Origin of the sequence: Flavobacterium phycosphaerae (genome assembly GCF_010119235.1) — a bacterium.
Classification (GTDB): Bacteria; Bacteroidota; Bacteroidia; order Flavobacteriales; family Flavobacteriaceae; genus Flavobacterium; species Flavobacterium phycosphaerae.
In genome coordinates this window covers 3,149,858-3,169,798 of record NZ_JAAATZ010000001.1, presented here as the reverse complement: position 1 = coordinate 3,169,798, position 19,941 = coordinate 3,149,858, and the positions used below count along the sequence as shown (strand labels likewise).

General features: G+C 37.6%; 19 protein-coding genes. 7 read left to right on the top strand and 12 right to left on the bottom strand.

Going from position 1 to position 19,941, the window contains the following annotated elements; all coding sequences use genetic code 11:
• The first annotated feature begins 35 nt into the window (after positions 1-35).
• The 3 genes from GUU89_RS14130 to GUU89_RS14120 all read left to right on the top strand — a co-directional run bounded on the left by GUU89_RS14130 (position 36) and on the right by GUU89_RS14120 (position 1,762).
• Entirely contained in the window at positions 36-968 is a 933-nt protein-coding gene (locus GUU89_RS14130; RefSeq protein WP_162128511.1) for a peptidylprolyl isomerase, read from the top strand.
• A gap of 94 nt (positions 969-1,062) precedes the next feature.
• Entirely contained in the window at positions 1,063-1,374 is a 312-nt protein-coding gene (locus GUU89_RS14125; RefSeq protein WP_162128510.1) for an HU family DNA-binding protein, read from the top strand.
• 46 nt (positions 1,375-1,420) lie between these two features.
• Positions 1,421-1,762, top strand: coding sequence for a tRNA-binding protein (locus GUU89_RS14120; RefSeq protein ID WP_162128509.1), 342 nt, complete (start codon positions 1,421-1,423; stop codon positions 1,760-1,762).
• On the opposite strand, the gene GUU89_RS14115 is transcribed toward GUU89_RS14120, so the two are convergent.
• The 3 genes from GUU89_RS14115 to GUU89_RS14105 form a co-directional block, all read right to left on the bottom strand.
• Positions 1,759-1,971 (bottom strand): hypothetical protein, encoded by a 213-nt coding sequence (locus tag GUU89_RS14115; protein WP_162128508.1) that lies wholly within the window; start codon positions 1,969-1,971, stop codon positions 1,759-1,761. The two genes, GUU89_RS14120 and GUU89_RS14115, sit on opposite strands and share 4 nt — an antisense overlap.
• Positions 1,972-2,026: 55 nt before the next feature.
• Positions 2,027-2,404: a PUR family DNA/RNA-binding protein gene (locus GUU89_RS14110; RefSeq protein ID WP_162128507.1), complete on the bottom strand. Its 378-nt coding sequence runs from the start codon at positions 2,402-2,404 to the stop codon at positions 2,027-2,029.
• Positions 2,405-2,474: 70 nt separating this feature from the next.
• Entirely contained in the window at positions 2,475-4,232 is a 1,758-nt protein-coding gene (locus GUU89_RS14105; RefSeq protein ID WP_162128506.1) for an ABC transporter ATP-binding protein, read from the bottom strand.
• A 192-nt stretch (positions 4,233-4,424) separates the two neighbouring features.
• On the opposite strand from GUU89_RS14105, the gene GUU89_RS14100 reads away from it, so the two are divergent.
• The 4 genes from GUU89_RS14100 (at position 4,425) to yajC (ending at position 7,248) form a co-directional block, all read left to right on the top strand.
• Positions 4,425-5,531, top strand: a complete 1,107-nt coding sequence (locus GUU89_RS14100; protein WP_162128505.1) for a Glu/Leu/Phe/Val family dehydrogenase — start codon at positions 4,425-4,427, stop codon at positions 5,529-5,531.
• A 112-nt stretch (positions 5,532-5,643) separates the two neighbouring features.
• Positions 5,644-6,549 carry a transcription antitermination factor NusB gene (gene nusB, locus GUU89_RS14095; protein WP_162128702.1) on the top strand — a complete coding sequence of 302 codons (906 nt, stop codon included), beginning with the start codon at positions 5,644-5,646 and terminating at the stop codon, positions 6,547-6,549.
• 10 nt (positions 6,550-6,559) lie between these two features.
• On the top strand, positions 6,560-6,964 hold the full coding sequence (locus GUU89_RS14090; protein WP_162128504.1) for a DUF1573 domain-containing protein: 405 nt from the start codon (positions 6,560-6,562) through the stop codon (positions 6,962-6,964).
• 11 nt (positions 6,965-6,975) lie between these two features.
• Complete coding sequence (gene yajC / locus GUU89_RS14085; RefSeq protein WP_162128503.1) at positions 6,976-7,248, top strand: preprotein translocase subunit YajC; 273 nt, start codon at positions 6,976-6,978, stop codon at positions 7,246-7,248.
• A gap of 124 nt (positions 7,249-7,372) precedes the next feature.
• On the opposite strand, the gene GUU89_RS14080 is transcribed toward yajC, so the two are convergent.
• The 9 genes from GUU89_RS14080 to GUU89_RS14040 all read right to left on the bottom strand — a co-directional run bounded on the left by GUU89_RS14080 (position 7,373) and on the right by GUU89_RS14040 (position 19,930).
• A complete protein-coding gene (locus GUU89_RS14080) occupies positions 7,373-7,954 on the bottom strand; it encodes a YdeI/OmpD-associated family protein (protein ID WP_162128502.1) in 582 nt (193 codons plus the stop codon).
• A 14-nt stretch (positions 7,955-7,968) separates the two neighbouring features.
• Entirely contained in the window at positions 7,969-9,240 is a 1,272-nt protein-coding gene (pepT, locus tag GUU89_RS14075; RefSeq protein WP_162128501.1) for a peptidase T, read from the bottom strand.
• Between the two features lie 159 nt (positions 9,241-9,399).
• Positions 9,400-10,155: a hypothetical protein gene (locus tag GUU89_RS14070; protein WP_162128500.1), complete on the bottom strand. Its 756-nt coding sequence runs from the start codon at positions 10,153-10,155 to the stop codon at positions 9,400-9,402.
• A gap of 144 nt (positions 10,156-10,299) precedes the next feature.
• Entirely contained in the window at positions 10,300-12,705 is a 2,406-nt protein-coding gene (locus GUU89_RS14065) for an alpha-ketoacid dehydrogenase subunit alpha/beta (RefSeq protein ID WP_162128499.1), read from the bottom strand.
• 184 nt (positions 12,706-12,889) lie between these two features.
• Positions 12,890-15,703 (bottom strand): gluzincin family metallopeptidase, encoded by a 2,814-nt coding sequence (locus tag GUU89_RS14060; protein ID WP_317163892.1) that lies wholly within the window; start codon positions 15,701-15,703, stop codon positions 12,890-12,892.
• Complete coding sequence (locus GUU89_RS14055) at positions 15,700-16,551, bottom strand: hypothetical protein (protein WP_235922055.1); 852 nt, start codon at positions 16,549-16,551, stop codon at positions 15,700-15,702. Before GUU89_RS14055 ends, GUU89_RS14060 begins: the two co-directional genes overlap by 4 nt.
• Before the next feature lie 38 nt (positions 16,552-16,589).
• Complete coding sequence (locus tag GUU89_RS14050; RefSeq protein WP_162128497.1) at positions 16,590-18,023, bottom strand: MBOAT family O-acyltransferase; 1,434 nt, start codon at positions 18,021-18,023, stop codon at positions 16,590-16,592.
• A 57-nt stretch (positions 18,024-18,080) separates the two neighbouring features.
• Positions 18,081-18,803, bottom strand: coding sequence for an LOG family protein (locus tag GUU89_RS14045; protein WP_394350926.1), 723 nt, complete (start codon positions 18,801-18,803; stop codon positions 18,081-18,083).
• A gap of 113 nt (positions 18,804-18,916) precedes the next feature.
• On the bottom strand, positions 18,917-19,930 hold the full coding sequence (locus GUU89_RS14040) for an acyltransferase family protein (RefSeq protein ID WP_162128495.1): 1,014 nt from the start codon (positions 19,928-19,930) through the stop codon (positions 18,917-18,919).
• Positions 19,931-19,941 lie beyond the last annotated feature (11 nt).

The window sequence follows — 19,941 nt, the reverse complement described above, 5'->3', positions numbered from 1 at the left end:
TACTACCTTTGCACAGCATTTAAAAAAAACACAAAATGGAAAACGGAATATACGCTAAATTTAATACTACTAAAGGAACTATTTTAGTAAAACTAACACACGATTTAACTCCGGGAACGGTTGGTAATTTTGTCGGATTGGCAGAAGGACAATTAGAAAATTCAGCTCGTCCTATGGGAAAACCATACTATGACGGATTGAAATTTCACAGAGTGATTCCTGATTTTATGATACAAGGTGGTTGCCCACAAGGTATCGGGACTGGTGGACCGGGGTATAATTTTGATGATGAAATTCATGTTGATTTAAGACACGATAAACCGGGTGTTTTGTCTATGGCTAATGCCGGACCGGGAAGTAACGGTTCGCAGTTTTTTATTACTCATGTGCCTACCACTTGGTTAGATGGTAAACATACCGTTTTTGGTCATGTGGTAGAAGGACAAGATATTGTGAACGAAATTGCGCAAGGCGATATTATTGAAAGTCTTGAAATTGTCAGAGTAGGTGAGGAAGCTCAAAAATGGAATGCTATTGAATCATTCAGAACTTTTGAAGGTTCTCGTTTGAAAAGAATTGAAGAAGCAAAAAAACAAGCTGAAGCCGCTATGGAAAAACTGGCCGCCGGATTTGAAAAAACGGAAAGCGGATTGCGTTATAAATTCATCCAAAAAGGAAATGGGAAAAAAGCAGAAGCCGGTAAAACGGTTTCCGTTCATTATACAGGACAATTAGAAAACGGCAAAACATTCGATTCTTCTTATCCAAGAAAAAAACCAATCGAATTTCCATTAGGAAAAGGTCATGTAATTGAAGGATGGGATGAAGGTATTGCTTTGCTACAAGTGGGTGATAAAGCCCGTTTTGTTATTCCGTCATATTTAGGATACGGTTCAAGCGGAGCAGGAGGCGTAATTCCACCTGATGCTACTTTGATTTTTGATGTAGAATTAATGGATGTTAAATAAGAATTACATTTAAGATTTAGTTAAAATTAAAATCCCTATAGTTTGCTGTTGGGATTTTTTTTATAGATTTACCCTAAACCAACAACAAAATCTTATGAAATATAAAGTATTAGCCTTGGCAGCACTCGCCACGATTATTTATTCATGTGCCTCTAAATCAGCTGTGGTAACAGCAGAACCACCAAAAGTTGAACCGCCAGTTGCAACTGCAGCTACGGTATTAACACCGGAATTGGCAGAAGGAAAATCGTTATATGAAAACAGTTGTGCGCGTTGCCACAGATTATACGAACCTAAAGAATTTTCGGCAGAACAATGGAAACCCATCGTATTACGAATGGCACCTAAGGCCCGACTCAATGAAGCGCAAGGGATGAAGGTTTACAATTACGTGACCATGCAATAAACAGTATTAAAACACTCTTTTTAGGGTGTTTTTTAATTTAATAATTATGGAAGAAAAATTATCCTGGTCAGATTTTGAAAAAGTGGAAATGCGCGTGGGAACCATCATCAATGTTAATGATTTTCCCGAAGCCCGAAAGCCGGCTTTTCAATTGACAATTGATTTTGGTAACGAAATTGGAATCAAGAAATCCTCGGCACAAATTACCAAACGCTACAGCAAAGAAGATTTACTCGGAAAACAAATTGTAGCTGTAGTCAATTTTCCGAAAAAACAGATTGGTACTTTTATGAGTGAATGTTTGGTACTGGGTTCTGTTGGCAACGATAATGATATCGTTTTGCTGACTTCAGATTTGAAAGTAGCAAATGGCCTGCGAATTGGTTAAGCTTTTCTTTGTTTTAAAGCTCGGTATAAATTAAAACAGGACAAAAAGAAAAACATCACTATACCACCAAAGGCAATTTTCTTGGATAACGGCAATTCTTCGGTTTGAAATCTTTGAACGTGGTTCGTTATTAACCACAACCAAAACAGGATGCTTAAACCATGAAACAATACTCCGTATTTATTAATAAAAGCAATAAATTTTTGCATATTATAAAATTTAAAAAGCCCGAAACAATTCGTTACGGGCTTTGATTATTTTGGATTAAATATCGTCAAAATCAATATCGGTGAAACTCTTTTCAGTTGGCGCAGCTTCTTCTGTAGTTTCCTGCTGGTATTCTCTTTTGAAATCTTTCTGATGTCTTTCCGAGATTACTTCTTCGCCTTTGTGGTTCAAAACATACGCTGTCATTTCTTCTAAAATATCAGTAAACGCCGCAAAGTCTTCTTTGTATAAATAAATTTTGTGTTTTTTGAAGTGAAATGAACCATCTTCTTCAGTGAACTTTTTACTTTCGGTGATGGTGATGTAGTAATCATCAGCTTTTGTTGCTCTCACATCGAAGAAATAAGTTCTTCTTCCGGCTCTTAAAACTTTAGAAAAAATCTCATCTTTTTCTAACATATCATTTTCTCTCATATTCTTTCGGTCGATTTATAGTGTTTCAATACAGTTCAAAAATGGTAAAATTTTTGTTACGAAACAACATTTAATTTAATTCTTTTTCCGAAAGTTGTTTTAAATACAATTCGGCATAATACCCCTCTTGGTTTACTAATTGATTATGAGAACCTTCTTGAATAATTTGTCCTTCGTCAATGATGATAATTTTGTCGGCATTCTTAGCAGAAGACACCCTGTGACTCACGATTATGGTGGTTTTGTCTTTTGAAATTTGGAGTAAATTATTCAGGATTTGTTCTTCAGTTTCGGTATCTACGGCTGATAAACAATCGTCAAATAATAGTATGGAAGGGTTCTTTATAATAGCTCTTGCAATGGAAACCCGTTGCTTTTGTCCGCCTGAAAGGGTAATGCCTCTTTCGCCCAAAATAGTTTCATATTGCTTGCCAAAGTTCATAATATTGTCATGAACCACCGCTTGCTTAGCAGCTATAATAACTTCTTCGTCAGTAGCGTCTTCTTTGCCAAACTTAATGTTGTTTTTAATGGTATCCGAAAACAAAAAGGCATCCTGCGGCACTATACCGATGCTGTTGCGCAAATCATACAAATTCACTTCATCTATCTTTTTGCCGTCAATGGTAATACTGCCGTTTTTGATGTCATACATTCGGGTAAGTAAAGATAAAATGCTGGATTTTCCCGAACCGGTTTTACCCAAAATAGCCAGCGTTTCCCCTTTTTTAACTTTGAACGAAATGTTTTGCAATGCAGTTATTTCGGTGTCTTCATAAGTAAAACTTACATTGTTGAATTCAATTTCACCCTGAATTGGAGTATGTTCTTCATTTTTGTTTTTGATTTCGGGTTCAATTTTCAAAAATTCATTAATCCTTTTTTGGGAGGCTTCTGCTTCCTGAATAAGTGAGGAAACCCAACCAATGGAAGCTACCGGCCAAGTCAGCATATTGATATACAAAATGAATTCGGCTATCGTTCCGATGCTTTTAATAGTCCCGTCAATATACATCAGACCGCCAAAGTAAATCACCGTTAAGTTACTCACACCAATCAAAGCGATCATTAACGGACCAAATAAAGATTGCACCCGAGCCAAACTCATGCTTTTTGTTTTGCTTTCTTTGGCTAAATCAATCAATTGGTTTTGGTATTGTTCTTCCAAAGCATAGGCTTTTACCACTCGGATTCCGGAAAATATTTCCTGTGTGAAACTCGAAACTTTGGATAAATACTGTTGGAAAATAGTACTGCGTTTATTAATCTCGGTACTTAACTTAAAAATGATATACGATAATATCGGTAAAGGCAATAAAGTGTATAACGTCAATCGAGGAGAGACATTATACATATATATAATCACTACCGTAAAGCGAATAAAAGTATTGATGGTATACATGACCGCGGGACCAACATACATGCGCACTTTGGCAACATCTTCGCTAATTCGGTTCATTAAATCGCCGGTTCGGTTGCGTTTGTAGAAGTTTTGATCCAGTACTTCATAATGTTTGAAGACTTCATTTTTCAAATCAAACTCTACATGACGCGACATAACAATTAAAGTTTGACGCATCAAAAAAGTTAAAACTCCGGCAATCAGGGTGGTACTTATAATCCAGAGGATGTTGTGAATCAATTCTGTTTTAATGACCTCGTGGCTTAATTTGTTTTTATAAAAATCTTCAATAATCATAAACGATTTGCTAATGAGCTTCGGAGTAAAAAGAGAGAAAATTTGGGCAACTATGGTGATGATAATTCCTAATAAAAAATGGAATTTATATTTGACAAAATATTTGTTTAAATACTGAAGTTCTTTCATTGTAAATTGGCAGAATTGGACTTTAAAGGCTATTTCGTGTTAAAATTTTAAAAATAATTAATTTATTATATTCTTGATTTAAATTGATTTTATTAACAAATTACTAATTATCCTTGATTTGAGTGTCATTTATTGAATAAAGTTTTAATTTTGTCGGGACTTTTTAAAAAGTCCAAATTTAATAGCTATAAAATGACTTCAGAAATCACTACCCCGGCAGAGCTGCAAAATATGAACCCTGTTTTTGGACAACTTTCTTTTGACAATCACGAACAAATTGTTTTTTGTAACGACAAAGATACAGGTTTAAAAGCAATTATTGGTATTCATAACACGGTTATGGGACCGGCTTTGGGCGGAACGAGAATGTGGAAATACAACAACGAATGGGAAGCCTTAAATGATGTTTTACGTCTTTCTCGAGGCATGACTTTCAAATCAGCAATTACCGGTTTAAACCTTGGTGGTGGAAAAGCGGTTATTATTGGTGATGCTAAAGCAGATAAAACTCCTGAAATGATTACGCGTTTTGGTGAATTTGTAAATTCATTAAGCGGAAAATATATCACGGCTGAAGACGTAGGTACCACTACGGAAGATATGGACAGAATTCACGAGGTAACTAATTTCGTAACCGGAATTTCAGAAGCTCGTGGAGGTTCAGGAAATCCTTCTCCGGTAACCGCTTATGGTGTTTACATGGGAATGAAAGCTGCGGCTAAATACCAGTTCGGTTCTGATAAATTGGACGGTAAAAAAATCTTAGTGCAAGGAACAGGACACGTGGGTGAAACTTTAATCAGCCATTTGAGAAATGAAGGTGCTGAAGTTTTTGTGGCTGATATTCACCAGGATAAAATGGAAAACATGGTGGCTAAATATGGCGCCAAGATTTACACAGGAGCTGATTTGTATGCTGCTGATGTAGATATCTATTCGCCATGTGCTTTAGGTGCTACGATTAATGATGATACAGTGTATAAAATTAAAGCTAAAGTAATCGCTGGTGCTGCCAACAATCAGTTAGCTGTTGAAGCGGTTCACGGACAGATTTTAAGAGAAAGAGGGATTACTTATGCTCCTGACTTCTTAATCAATGCCGGTGGAATTATTAATGTATATGCCGAAATTGTAAAATACAGCAAAGAAGAAGCTATCAGAAGAACTGAAAACATCTACAACACTACCTTAGAAATTTTCAGCTTTGCCGATGCCAATAACTTGACCACGCAACAAGCGGCTATGCAAATTGCACAAAACCGTATTGACGAAAGAAAAAAAGAAAACGCCAATAAATAATAGTAGGTTTTAAAATATTACTATTTTTGCAAAGCGAAAGATTTTCTTTCGCTTTGTTAATTTTTAAAAGTTCTTACCCGTGTTAAACAGAAGACATATTCGAGTGAAAGTGATGCAATCCATCTACGCGATGCATCAAAAAAGATCTGATGAATTAGAAAAAGAAGAAAAGTTTTTGATTCAAAGTATCGATAATATTCAGGATTTGTATTTAATCATGCTGTCTTCGCTGATTGAAATCAGAAAAAAGGAAGTGATATTCTTAGACGCTTCAAGCAAAAAGCATTTAGCTACACCGGAAGAAAAAAAGCCCAACACTAAATTCATCAACAACGCTGTTCTTCAATTATTGGAAGAAAACAGTTCGTTAAGTATTGCGTTAGAGAAACGTAAAATCAACAACTGGTTGATGAATGATGACTACATTTTGATTTTATTAAACGAAATCAAGAAAAGCAGTTTGTACCAAAAATACATGAGCACCAAGAAAACTACGTTTGAAGAAGACAAACAGTTTGTGGTAGATATGTTTACCGAAGTGTTGGCGCCAAATGAAAAGCTATATGAATACTTAGAAGATCATAAACTGACTTGGATTGACGATATTCCGCTAGTGAATACCCAAATTCAGAAGCAGTTGAAGCAAATTACCGAGAAAGATGATTTCAGAGTGGTTAAGCTTTACAAAGATGAAGAAGATAAAGAATTCGTGAGCTTGTTATTCAGGAAAACGGTTTTAAATGAAGTGGAATTAGCCAAAGAATACATAGACAAGACCCCTAATTGGGATGCCGATCGTATAGCCGAAATAGATACCATCATTTTGAAAATGGCCATATGCGAATTTTTGAAGTTTCCATCCATTCCGGTGAAAGTTACGATTAACGAGTATCTTGAAATTGCCAAAGAATACTCAACACCAAAGAGCAGTATTTTCATTAATGGGATTTTGGATAATTTGGTCAAAGAATTTGAAAACGAAAACAAAATCAAGAAAACCGGCAGAGGTTTAATGTAAAAGAAATAAAATGAATAAAAGAATAAGTTTATTGTCTATCGTTGTTTTATTTGTAATGACAACATCTTGTAAAAAAGAAAATGTTACTTCGGAAACAGAAATGACTTTTGAAACCCAAAAGCACGATTTCGGAACCATTACGCAAGGCGATAAAGTGGTGTTTGATTTCAAGTTTAAAAACACCGGGAAATCGGATTTAGTTATAACCGATGCTAAAGGTTCGTGTGGCTGCACTATTCCTGAATATCCTAAAGAACCTGTGGCTCCGGGAGCAGCCGGAATTGTAAAAGTGTCTTTCAACTCCGCCGGAAAAATAGGTGAGAATTCAAAGTCAGTAGTACTATCAGCTAATGTTCCGGAAGGGAAAAAAATATTATACATTCAATCTAACATAGTTCCGAAAGGAACAAAATAAAACATCCTATTATGAATCCAATGTTTGCGTTACAAATGGTCGCCTTATTGGCAATTTTCTATTTCTTTATGATTAGACCACAACAAAAGAAAGTGAAACAAGAAAAAGAATTCGAAGCCGGATTAAAAGTGGGCGATAAGATAATCACTAAAAGTGGTTTTCATGGTAAAATAGTTGAAATAGGAGAAGGGACAGTCGTTATTGAAACCATGTCGGGGAAATTAAAAATTGAGCGTTCGGCTATATCGTTAGAGATGACCGCTGCGTTGAATAAGAAAGCCTAGGTATAAAAATTATGAATTACGAATTATGAATTACGAATTATGAATTACGAATTATGAATTACGAATTCATATTTCTATTAAAAAACCCAAATGCCTTTGTCGGATTTGGGTTTTTTATTTATAATTAACTTCTGTATTTATCGTTCAAGCCTCTGCCTTCGAGTATCATGGGTTTTATTTTTTCGAGGCGGCTGACTTTGGTTTTTTCCTGCTTGGCAGTGGCCATATACTCCCAATATTCTTTTTGTTTGAAAGGAGTTAGTTGTTCCAAAGCAATATTGAGTTTTTTGTCATCCTTCAAAGCCGCCGCAAAATAATCACATTGCATGGCTTCTTTCTTTTCGGGTTTGATGGAAAGTCCGGCCTTTTCGTTTTCTATGGCTTCGCGGATGTACTGCATAATCAGTTTTTCGTTGACTTCCTTTGCCGAAGTAAAACGCCACTGACGTAAAGCTCGAGTCACTCCTTCATTAGCATTGACTAAAACCTGAGCTTCATCTTTGAGAAACACTCCGTTGAAAAACCAAATGGTAAAGAAGTTTTTAAAGCCACCAATGCCCAACACATTTTTGTTGTTGATAGTATACACTTCGCCACCCCATTTTGTGGTTTCTACCAGCTCGGTCTTTTGAATAATGTTTCGCAACAAGGCTAATTCTTCTCCCCATTGGTTGACTTTATCCCAAGTGTGCTTTTCTTCTTTCATTACTGAAAAAAATATTATTTCTTCTTTGCTTTTTCCTTTTTCGTGAAATCAGTAGTAGCGGTTAGTTCAGCGATTTTTACAATCACATCAATGGCTTTTTGCATGCTTTCTACCGGAACGTATTCGTATTTTCCGTGGAAGTTATGACCCCCGGCAAAAATGTTCGGACAAGGTAAGCCCATATAAGACAAACGACAACCGTCAGTACCACCGCGGATAGGTTTGATTAAGGGTTTAATACCTAAAGACTTCATTGCTTTTTCGGCTAAATCAACAATAAACATTACCGGTTCTACTTTTTCTTTCATGTTGTAGTACTGGTCGGTGATGGTTGTAACAACAATATCTTCCCCAAATTGCTTAGCGAATTTTTTATTGAATTTGGCTGTGATTTTTTCGATTAAGGCTTTACGTTGTTTGAACAACTTCATATCATGGTCACGAATGATTAATTCCAATTTGGTTTCTTCAATGCTTCCTTGTAATTGGGTAACGTGGAAGAAGCCTTCATAACCTTTGGTTTCCTGCGGAGTTTCGCCTTTAGGCAATTCGTTGATGAAATCGTTAGCAATCAGCATCGAGTTAATCATTTTGCCTTTGGCATAACCAGGATGCACCGACTTCCCTTTGAAAGTAATCTTTACACCGGCTGCGTTGAAGTTTTCATATTCTAATTCACCAATCTGACTACCATCCATGGTGTAGGCCCAGTCGGCTCCGAATTTTTTCACATCAAATAAATCGGCACCACGACCAATCTCTTCATCGGGAGTGAAGCATACTCTGATTTTTCCGTGTTTGATTTGCGGGTTGTTAATCATGTGCTCCATAGCGGTCATGATTTCGGTGATACCGGCTTTGTCATCGGCACCAAGCAGCGTTAAACCATTGGTAGTAATTAACGTTTGCCCTTTATACAGTAATAAATCTTTAAAATAATTTGGCGAAAGCACTATGTTTTGCGCTTTGTTCAACACGATATCGCCACCATCATAATTTTTTATGATTTGTGGTTTTACGTCTTTTCCGGTGAAATCGGGGGTGGTGTCAAAGTGAGATACAAAGCCAATCGTTGGCACTTTGTGGTCTACGTTTGACGGTAAGGTTGCCATTACATAACCGTATTTGTCAATCGTCACTTCTTTCATGCCGATGGCTTTAAGTTCGTCGACCAGTTTGTTGGCTAAATCAAATTGTTTTTTGGTGCTTGGGGTTGTAGTGGAGTTCGGATCCGATTCGGTGTCAATAGTGACATAGCTTACGAAACGGTCAATGATATGTTGCATGAGTTTATTTTTTGGTAAAGATAATTAATTTAAGAATTAGGAATTGCGATTGGGGAATTTTGTGTAACTATAAATATCCGAAAGTTTTCATAGCCTTTCGAGGATTGATAATTGTTCTTGATTTGTTTGAACGAGTTTACATCAAGCTAACATAGTCAATCATTTTTCAATTATATCAGCATCCTGCGTTAGTATTTCTTTTTTACCTTTGGTAACGGCTAGATAGGCAGGTGGTGAGTCATCTTCCCCCATAATTACGATACCACATTCATAAGTATACCTCCCTTTTTTGAATTGATAATGGTGGTTGCCACCGCTTCCTTCAAAAATAAGTTCACCCTTTGAAATAACTAAATCGGGTCGGTCTGCCATGGTTTTATTTACAGGCCATGAAGCATAACGGTAGTTGTAGTTTCCCAAGTCATCTATGCGGATAAGGAATTTTTTGGTTCTGAGAATGCAAATAGGTTCTACATACTTTTGAAGGGAAGGGTGAAGTCGGTTCCTATCGGCTTCAATTAACTCGTGTCTTTTTTTGGTCTCCCATGCTGATTGATGGTTTACGGCCAACAATGAACCGTCATAATCAATCCACAACTCTCCATTGTTTAACATAATGCCACGCCAACCTACATCAGACCAATCTTTGGCAGGGTCTGAATTGAGAATCTTTTGGAGTAACGGTTCATCAAAAACTTCATTATAGCGTTGTCCCATTTCGGTTTTTTCTTTTATGTCGGGCAGGGGATATTGGCGGCTCAAAGGATAGCGTATCATAGAGTCGAGCAGTACTTGCTTCTTATTTTTGATAGTATTGATGAACTCCACGACGGTTTCTTTGTAATCTTCGTTGGTGAGTTGACACAAGGCGATGAAAGGACTAAATAAGCATAGGAATAGCATCCGTTTTTTCATAGGATAAATATACAAGACAAATTGATTGGGTTGCCATTTGAGAGTGTTATTTTAAGGAAGTTCCAATATGACCATTGTTGTTTGATAGTATTTGGTTTTGAAAGCAAAGTATAAAAAAAGGAACCATTAAGGCTCCTTTTACTATTAATATAAACTCGGAAACTTGTCCGGTTTGGCTTCGTGCATGATGGTGTATACTTTTTCGAAGACGTCTTCTGCTGAGGGTTTAGAAAAGTAATCCCCGTCAGTACCATAAGCCGGTCTGTGGGCTTTAGAAGCTAAGGTTTGCGGTTGGCTGTCTAAATGTTGGTACCCGTTTTGTTCGTCTACTATTTGTTGTAACAGGTAGGCTGAAGCCCCTCCCGGTACGTCTTCATCTATTACCAATAAACGATTGGTTTTGGCTACGCTTTTGGCACAGTCGTGGTTTATGTCAAACGGTAATAAGGATTGCGCATCTATAATTTCCACATCAATTCCCACTTCGAGTAATTCTTTGGCGGCTTGTTCGATGATTCTTAACGTAGAGCCATAAGAAACTATGGTGATATCGGTACCGGTTTTAATGGTTTCCACTATACCGATTGGCGTTTTGAATTCGCCTAAATTGGTAGGCATTTTTTCTTTTAGTCGGTACCCGTTCAAACACTCCACTACTAAAGCAGGTTCGTCAGTTTCTAACAAAGTATTGTAGAAACCGGCCGCTTTGGTCATGTTTCTCGGTACCAAAACATGAATACCGCGAATGGCATTAATAATCATTCCCATTGGTGAGCCTGAATGCCAAATACCTTCTAAACGGTGGCCACGAGTTCTGATAATCAAGGGTGATTTTTGACGGCCTTGTGTTCTGTATTGCAACGTTGCTAAGTCATCGCTCATGATTTGGATGGCATAGAGCAAGTAATCTAAATATTGAATTTCGGCTATAGGTCGTAAACCACGCATGGCCATTCCTATTCCTTGTCCGAGGATGGTAGCCTCACGAATACCGGCATCGGCCACACGGAGTTCTCCGTATTTTTCCTGCATCCCTTCTAAGCCTTGGTTTACGTCGCCAATATTTCCGGCATCTTCACCAAAAATCAATGCTTCAGGGTATTTATTGAAAATGGCGTCAAAGTTATCGCGTAATATTAAACGAGCGTCTACCTCTTCGGCTGTGTTATCATAAGTTGGTGCTACTTCAGTGGCTTGCAATACATTTTGTGCCGATTGCGAAAACAAGTGCGAACTGAATTTAGGCTGGATTTTATTGGTGTAATTCGTTATCCAAGTGGCCAATGAGGCTTTACCGTTTTCTGTTACAACCAAACGCAACACTTTGCGTGCTGTGGTGATGATATCTTTTCGGATAGGCTCTTTGATGGAAGCTAAATCAGCAGCATATTTTTCGATGAATACTTTATTAGCACTTGTTTCGGCTATGGTATTTAATAGGGAAACCAACTCCTGTTGCTCTTCTTTCATTGGCGTTACAAAGGCAGTCCAGGCGGCTTTTTTGCCTTCCATGACTTCTTTTTTGGCTTCGTTGTCAATGGTTTCTAATTCTTCGGCGGTGGCCAAATTGTTGTCTATTAACCAAGTTCGCATTTGGGCCAAACAATCAAACTCAGCTTCCCAAGCTAAACGTTCAGCGTTCTTATATCTTTCGTGTGAACCTGAAGTCGAATGTCCTTGTGGCTGAGTCAATTCATCCACGTGGATTAACACCGGAACGTGTTGTTCACGGGCAATGGCAGAGGCTTTTTGATAGGTTTCAACCAAAGCCGGATAATCCCAACCTTTCACGGTCATGATTTCGTAGCCGTTGTTATCTTCGTCGCGTTGGAATCCTTTCAGGATTTCAGAAATACTTTCTTTAGTAGTTTGATAGCGGGCGTGAACTGAGATACCGTACTCATCATCCCAAACGCTCATTACCATAGGAACTTGTAGTACACCGGCTGCGTTGATGGTTTCAAAAAATAGGCCTTCAGAGGTAGAAGCATTACCGATGGTTCCCCAAGCGACTTCGTTACCTTCCTTAGAAAATTTGTTGAAGTCTTCTAAGCCACGAACGTTTCTGTATATTTTGGAGGCTTGTGCCAATCCTAACAAACGCGGCATTTGTCCGGCAGTAGGAGAGATATCAGCACTCGAGTTTTTTTGTTGCGTTAAGTTATTCCAATTACCGTTTTCATCCAAAGAATGAGTAGCAAAGTGTCCGCCCATTTGTCGTCCGGCACTCATGGGGTCATGTGACAAATCAGTATGTCCGTATAAACCGGCAAAGAATTGCTGAATGGTTAACTGCCCAATCGCCATCATAAAAGTCTGGTCGCGGTAATAGCCCGAACGGAAGTCTCCGTTTTGAAAGGCTTTGGCTAATGCCAATTGCGGTACTTCTTTACCGTCGCCGAATATTCCAAACTTGGCTTTTCCGGTTAACACTTCTTTTCGTCCCAGTAGACTACATTCTCTGCTGATTTTAGCAATTCTGTAATCGTTTACTACTTCGGTTTTGAAATCATCAAAGGTAATTTCGGTCTTGGTTTGTGCTTCGGTCATAATGAAATGCTGTATTGAAGAAACAAATTTAAATAAAAAGAAGTAACTTTTGTTATTTCCGCGTAAAAATAATATTTAAGTATCTGTAATTTTAAACCAATAAAAAGCAAGTTGGTTGTAAAATATTTAACGATATTTAAATTATGCAAAGAATAATGTAATTTTTATTTCATTTCAACCCGTTTTAAAACCATTTTCGGGTGAAAAGATTGATAAGGGTTTCAGGTCTGAAAGTGACAATAAAACGAATCTTTTCGCCATAATTTTTATCGCCAATTTCCCAGCCATTGTTAGAATACACCGGAAGATATAATTCGAAATAATCGGTAACGAGGTTCAGACGAATTCCACTGTCATACACAAACTTACCGCAGGTTTCTTTGTTTTTAATAGCACCGATATCGCCATAAGCTTCAATCCAGTTCCAAATCCCGTAGCTGGCATTGACAGTTGTCATCCAACGGTTGGCGGTTCGGGTTTCTAATTTTGACTTAAAGAAACCATCGGCAATGATGGATTGTTGGCTGAACAAACCGGTTTTTTCGGAACGGCCCAAGTATTCGCTTTCAAACAAATAATCGGTTGGACGGTCTAAGCCAAAATCAAAATAATCGTCTTCTGCTTTGTTGTGCAAAAAGGTTCCGGCAAAAAAGCGCAGGTTCAGTTGGCGGTTGTCATCAAACAATCTACGGTACTGAACTTCAGAAGCCAGTTTGCCAAATGTTTTTGAATATTGAAAATCGCCCAAGAAATGAAAATGATGGGTAACTTCTGTTTTAGTATTTACATATTTGACGTTAAATACCTGATAGTTTCGAGTGTCTTCTGAAGTGGTATAAGACGATTTTTGTTTGTCTACCATAATTTCTTTGATGATAATAGACGATTTTTGATTATCGCGGTAATCATCCGGACGGAAATTGAGGAAAACGGTTGGTGCAATTTTGCTGTAATAGGCATCTGGAGCGTAGTGCAAGTAATGCCCACTTAACATGTATTTTACATTGTATAATTTGCTATCGCGGTTGTATTGGTTTACAAAAAACAAAGCTTTTCCGGAGAGGTTTTGGGTTTTGGTAGAAACGGTCGGATTGACATCAAAGATGAACGGTTTGTCCAAAATGGTTTTGTTGTGAAAGCGGAAACCCGGCAAAAAACCATCGTATAAGTTGTATTCCAAAGTAGGTACATACAGAATTTGGTTGTAATACGGATCTTCCAAATCTTTCATGAAGTTGAACTTTATCGGGCGATTATTCAATCGAAAGCCTCTAAGGGATTGCCAGTTGTTTCTCAAATTGAATTCGGGCACTTCGTTTTTGTAATTGATGACAATTTTCTCGGCCTCGTTTCTAGGAACTGTAAACACGCTGTCTTTTGAGAACGTGTCTATCCATTGTTTGAAAACAATTTGCTTGTCTTTGATACCATAGACCGGAATCGGAACATTGGTTTGGGTTTTGTTGTTCAGTTTGAAACTAACACTGTCTTTGGTGCGGGTAACGTCTTCAAATTTGTAATCAATGATGTCGCGTGATTCGATAATTTTATCAAAAAACCAGTTGATTTTCTTGGGGGAATTAGTAGTTAATATCGTTTCAAAATCCTTTCGGTTGGTTTGTTGTCTTTGATTTAAAACCAAAAACTGACGGATGCTGTTTTGCACAATATCCTGCTCGAGATAGCTGTCGAGGTATTTCAGACTCAGACCGGCCCTGTATTTTGAAGCAATTTTTTCGTTGAATCGGATTAAGGTATTTTTCGGATTGCCCAGCGGTTGGTCTAAGTTTTTACGCGCCATCAGCATATAAAAATAGCTGTACTGTCCATTAAAACCAAGACTTACCAAGTTGTAACCACGCACCAGTCGCAACTTCGCCACGCTACCCATCATCTTGCTGTCGGGATGAAATTCTTCTATGTATTTCATCATGATGTACACCTGAATTCCGTCGTAAATCCAGTTGTCCTGTCTTGGGTCGAGTTGAAGCGTGCTGTGCAAATAGTTATTCAGATAGGTTTTTAGGAATTTAATTTCATACAAAAACTCATCCGAAAACGGGCTGATAAAAACCGGTAACTGATTCAATCCATAAAAAGGATTTCGCTCATAATCGGCTTCGGAAACGGTGATTTTTTGGTTGGGGAATTTGCCCAGATTATCGCCGACAAAGCTGACTATTTTATCAATGACAATGGCTTTTTGAATGTCGTTCAAACGGGTGTTGCCCAAATCGGAAACAACTTCTAAACTACCGTTTTTATATAAGGAGAAGGCCGCGTTTTTATCAATAAACAAATTAAAATCCAAACGGTTTTTTCCGGTGAGTTGGTAATAGTTTTGGTTGTTTTGGACTTCTTTTTTTAGTTCGTTTAAATCAGAACTCAGCGTCAGGTTTTGCGGAATTTTGATTTCCAAATCATAATCAGAAAGGCTGTTGGCGCAATCGTCTAAGTTTAAATTGTCATACTTAACAAATGCATGGTTTTCATACCGTGCCGGTAACAGGAAACAGTTTTTTAAATACATTTTTCCGTCATCGCCATAGCCGAATTTGGTAAACTTATCACTGGGAACTTTAACGAAGTAGGTAAGGGAAAGTGTTACTTTTTGATTGGGTAAAAGCTTCTCTCTTAATCTGATTTGAATCACATCAGGATGATTGGCATCGCGCTCCCAAGTCAGGAAGGTTTTCTTTTGGTCGATGATGGTTATGTGGTCTGTGCGACCGCGTTCTTTTTCTTTGGCCAAATGAAAACTTCGTTCAAATTCATCTGAAAATCTTGCGGCCAGCGGCGTGTTTTTAGACGAATATCCATTGGTCCAATCGTTTAGTACGATGTTATTTAAGGTATCGTTGGTTTGATTGAAAAAGGTTAGTTCCTGAATAACAGTCAGTACTTTTTTATCACTGTCAACTTCCACTATCATTTTGGAATGGTGTTGAGCCGCAGCAATAAAACTAAAAAAGAAAAGTATGTAGGTTAGTTTTTTCAAGGTTGGATTTTGGGTTTAAAGAAAGCGTTAAAAACCACTTTGGTAAATTTAATAGCGCCGGCTTTGTTCATGTGTCCGCAAGTTGCAAAATATTTATCCTCAGTTACTGCGTTTTCAAAACTGTAAATTTCCGGGTATACCGATTTGATATGATTGAAATACTCACGGTTTATGGTACTCATGCACATAGGAGTTGTCATAGCAATCAGGTTGATGTTATTGGCTTTACAAATGGCTTTTATTTCTTCGTATGCTACGTTTCTTTTCGGATAATATTTTGACAAATCAGCCGGAATCATTTTGCCTTCATGCGAAGTTAACGGGTAAAAACCTTCGTTATCCAAAGCATTGGTTCTCTTATGAACAAGTGAATAGTACATTTCCCTAAATCCGACCCGAGCATCATAATGTAAATAGCGGTAAAACGGAATATAAAGTAACTCGTTATATTCAGGAATATTTTTATAGTGGTCACGTATGATTTGCGAGCGATGCAGATATGGCATAAACAACGAGCGAATCGCTTCGGAATGGTCGTTGGTATTGATATTTAAATCTACCTGAAGGATGAGATTCTTGATTTTATAGTTTCTTTCCACCATCAATTTCAGCATCAAAGCCGATTCTTCTAAGCGGGAACGGGTGATGCCGAAGTTGAACGTTTTGTAGCCTTGCTCGTTGAAAATCTTTGGCACAAAATGATTGTTAACTCTGGATGAACCAAGGAAAACCACATCGTAATCTAGGTCTTTGGAATTGTATAAATAATCAATTTTGGTTCTCGAATTTGATTGCAGATAAACAGTAGTATACAACACATCCAGCAATCCCATGGTGAGTAGGAGCAATGCTAACGTTTTTAATATGAAGTATAGAAACTGTTTCATCAGAATTGAAAATAAATGAATTCTTTATAATCAGAAAACACGCCCAAGGCTACTATAGCGGCTAAGCACAAGCCTAATTTTAACCAACTGAATTTTCCTGAAATCGGTTCAATTTGGTTTCGACTGTTCCACTCGGCAACAATGAATAGCAGTACTAATGGCAGTAACTCGTAATTGTATCTTTCGATAGCGAAATACTGTTCGGAGAAAATACCGTTTTCAAACAATCTTTTGATGTATTGAAAAGCATCGGTAATGGTTTTGGCCCTGAAAAATATCCAAGCTAAGCACGTAAGACCAAACGTAATCAAGATGTTGAAAAGAATGCGGATGGATTCAAAGTTGAAGCCCAAGGCAAACTCGTCGAGGTTTTTTCTGTTTCGGTTCAACAATAACAGCGGAAGGAAATACAAGGCATTGATAAGTCCCCATGCAATGAATGTCCAATTGGCGCCGTGCCAAAAACCACTGACCAAAAAGATGATGAAAGTGTTTCTGACTTTGAGCCATTTTGACCCTTTGCTGCCTCCTAATGGGATGTACAAATAATCTCGGAACCAAGTGGTTAAAGAGATGTGCCATTTGCGCCAAAACTCGGCTATATCTCTGGAGAAATAAGGATAGTTGAAGTTTTTCAGTAAATCGATACCAAAGAGTTTAGAAGTTCCTAAAGCGATATCGGAATAACCGGAAAAGTCACCGTAAATCTGGAACGCAAAATAAACCGCTCCTAACAGCAACGATAAGGAATTCATTGAATGGTAATGATCAAAAACCGCATTGGCATAGATGGCGCACGAATCAGCGATAACGACTTTTTTAACCAAGCCCCAAACGATTTGGTAAACACCTTCTTTGGCTTTGTTAAAATTGAATTTGCGTCGTTTTTTGACTTGTGGCAAAAGATGTGTCGCCCGTTCAATGGGACCGGCCACCAACAGTGGGAAGTAGCAAACAAACAGGGAATAATCGACAAAATTTTTCTCTGATTTGATTCTTCCGTAATAAATATCAATGATATAGGATAAACCGTGGAAAGTATAAAATGAAATGCCGACCGGCAGGATAATGTCTAATAATAAAGGACTCGTATGTAATCCGAAACCGTTCAATACTTCGGCAAAAGAATCGGCGAAGAAGTTGTAGTATTTGAAAATACCAAGGAAACCCACATTAATCACAACACAAAGCCAGAGCCACATTTTTCGTTCGGACAGCGTTTTGCTTTGTTCTATTTTCATTGCTGAAACATAATCCAATAAGGTAGAAAAAACCAGCAAAAACAGAAAGCGCCAATCCCAACATGAGTAAAAATAATAGCTCGCGAGGATTAAAATGTAATTTTGATTGATTTTCGATTTATGCCCAACAAACCAGTACAGTAAAAAAACTATAGGAAGGAATGCTGCGAAATGAAACGAATTAAAAAACATAGCGTCAGTAGAGCAATATATTGAAAAAAGCCCGAAGCTAAGTTCAGGCTTTTGGTATTAAAAGTTAGGGCTGAGGTTGTATTTTTTATAGAAATTATCCAACGCTTCCACCACTTCGTCTTCGGTATCCACAATTTTAATGAGGTTCATGTCATCCGGATTCGCGTTGTGTTCTTTTTCAATCATCACGGTTTTTATCCAATCAATTAGCCCGGACCAGAATTCGGTTCCAACCAAGATAATAGGGAATTTACCAATTTTCTTAGTTTGGATAAGGGTAACCGCTTCGAATAATTCGTCTAATGTACCAAAGCCACCCGGCATGACCACAAAACCTTGGGAGTATTTGACAAACATTACTTTGCGCACAAAGAAATAATCAAAATTCAGGTTTTTATCTTTGTCAATGTAAGGATTGTAATGTTGTTCAAAAGGCAATTCGATGTTTAAACCAACCGAAGTACCACCACCGTTGTGGGCTCCTTTGTTTCCGGCTTCCATGATTCCGGGACCACCACCGGTGATAACCCCATAACCTGCTTTACTGATTTTATAAGCAATTTTTTCGGCCAATAAATAATATTTGGTATCCGGTTTGGTTCTTGCCGAACCGAAAATAGAAACACAAGGCCCAATGCGCGCCATGCTTTCGTAACCGTTTACAAACTCGGACATGATTTTAAAAATCGCCCAAGAGTCGTTGGTTCTTATTTCGTTCCAGGTTTTTTGTTTTAATTTTTCCTGAATTTTATCGTCTTCATTTAGAAATTCGTCTCTCATCATTGTTATCTTTTTTATTGTAAATTTTATGGTTAAAGCAAACGCGCAAAAATACTCTTTTTTTTATAATACGCTAACCAATATAACGGAATGTTTACTACGTTCAATATGGGTTAACGGGCAATCATTTTTCTCACATAAGGTTCTACTTTCGCCGCTATAAGATATGTGATTCCGCATAAAATAAGTATAGGAATTACAGGCAATAAAATAAAAGGTATGCCTGCTATGTTCTTGTCCAGTTTCACAATCATAGCTATCATCGCATTTTCATGAACCAAATACAACGGATAACTGATAAAACCGAAAAAAAGTAAAATTGAATTGGTAAAAAAAACTCTGAATCTTTCAACGTAAATAGGGACATAGAATAATGCCGCTAAGCAAACTCCAAATGCCAGTGTTCGATTTCCGGCTTTCATCATGTATAATTCTATTACGGTTACGATGATAGCAAATAAAAAGTATTTATGTTCTTGTGTTTTGAAAAACAAATATGCGGCACATCCGCCGGCAAACCACCCGTAATACTCAAGCGAAAGAAAATCAGAAACCGGCCAAAAATAGCTGTCCTGGTGAGTATTCAGATAGATAGAGGAAAGATATAAAAGGGTCAGGATGACTATAGCTTTGAATTTATCCAAATAAAAATAAAGTAATCCGAAGATTATATAGAATTTTACTTCTACAAACAAAGACCAAAAGGCACCTTCCAAGGGTTGTATAGTGTTGCCGGTTATTGCCTTAATCCATAATGGGTCAATAAAAAACAACCCCGGAATCACCGACGATACATCCGGTTTTCCCATAGGTCTTTCATATAAAAGAAAAGCAGTGGTAAACACTAAAACAGTCGCTATCAGCATCCCCGGAAATAACCGTAGCCAACGTTTATACAAAAAAGTGAGGATGTTTGTGTTTTTCTCCAGCGACATTAAAATCACGAAACCCGAGATGAGAAAAAACAGTTGCACGCCCAAATACCCATCTTTAAAAACAGGAAAGGAAGCGAATTTGTCACCATACGGAACGACGGAAGTCCATCTGGAATAGGCATGAAACAACACAACTAATATAATTGCAACGCCGCGTAGCCCATCTAAAAAATCAATTCTTTTTCCTTCCATGGATTGTTTAA

Coding starts and splice junctions, on each gene's coding strand:
- GUU89_RS14130 (WP_162128511.1), top strand. CDS start 36: ATGGAAAACGGAATATACGCTAAATTTAATACTACTAAAGGAACTATT.
- GUU89_RS14125 (WP_162128510.1), top strand. CDS start 1,063: ATGAAATATAAAGTATTAGCCTTGGCAGCACTCGCCACGATTATTTAT.
- GUU89_RS14120 (WP_162128509.1), top strand. CDS start 1,421: ATGGAAGAAAAATTATCCTGGTCAGATTTTGAAAAAGTGGAAATGCGC.
- GUU89_RS14115 (WP_162128508.1), bottom strand. CDS start 1,971: ATGCAAAAATTTATTGCTTTTATTAATAAATACGGAGTATTGTTTCAT.
- GUU89_RS14110 (WP_162128507.1), bottom strand. CDS start 2,404: ATGAGAGAAAATGATATGTTAGAAAAAGATGAGATTTTTTCTAAAGTT.
- GUU89_RS14105 (WP_162128506.1), bottom strand. CDS start 4,232: ATGAAAGAACTTCAGTATTTAAACAAATATTTTGTCAAATATAAATTC.
- GUU89_RS14100 (WP_162128505.1), top strand. CDS start 4,425: ATGACTTCAGAAATCACTACCCCGGCAGAGCTGCAAAATATGAACCCT.
- nusB (WP_162128702.1), top strand. CDS start 5,644: ATGCAATCCATCTACGCGATGCATCAAAAAAGATCTGATGAATTAGAA.
- GUU89_RS14090 (WP_162128504.1), top strand. CDS start 6,560: ATGAATAAAAGAATAAGTTTATTGTCTATCGTTGTTTTATTTGTAATG.
- yajC (WP_162128503.1), top strand. CDS start 6,976: ATGAATCCAATGTTTGCGTTACAAATGGTCGCCTTATTGGCAATTTTC.
- GUU89_RS14080 (WP_162128502.1), bottom strand. CDS start 7,954: ATGAAAGAAGAAAAGCACACTTGGGATAAAGTCAACCAATGGGGAGAA.
- pepT (WP_162128501.1), bottom strand. CDS start 9,240: ATGCAACATATCATTGACCGTTTCGTAAGCTATGTCACTATTGACACC.
- GUU89_RS14070 (WP_162128500.1), bottom strand. CDS start 10,155: ATGAAAAAACGGATGCTATTCCTATGCTTATTTAGTCCTTTCATCGCC.
- GUU89_RS14065 (WP_162128499.1), bottom strand. CDS start 12,705: ATGACCGAAGCACAAACCAAGACCGAAATTACCTTTGATGATTTCAAA.
- GUU89_RS14050 (WP_162128497.1), bottom strand. CDS start 18,023: ATGTTTTTTAATTCGTTTCATTTCGCAGCATTCCTTCCTATAGTTTTT.
- GUU89_RS14045 (WP_394350926.1), bottom strand. CDS start 18,803: ATGAGAGACGAATTTCTAAATGAAGACGATAAAATTCAGGAAAAATTA.
- GUU89_RS14040 (WP_162128495.1), bottom strand. CDS start 19,930: ATGGAAGGAAAAAGAATTGATTTTTTAGATGGGCTACGCGGCGTTGCA.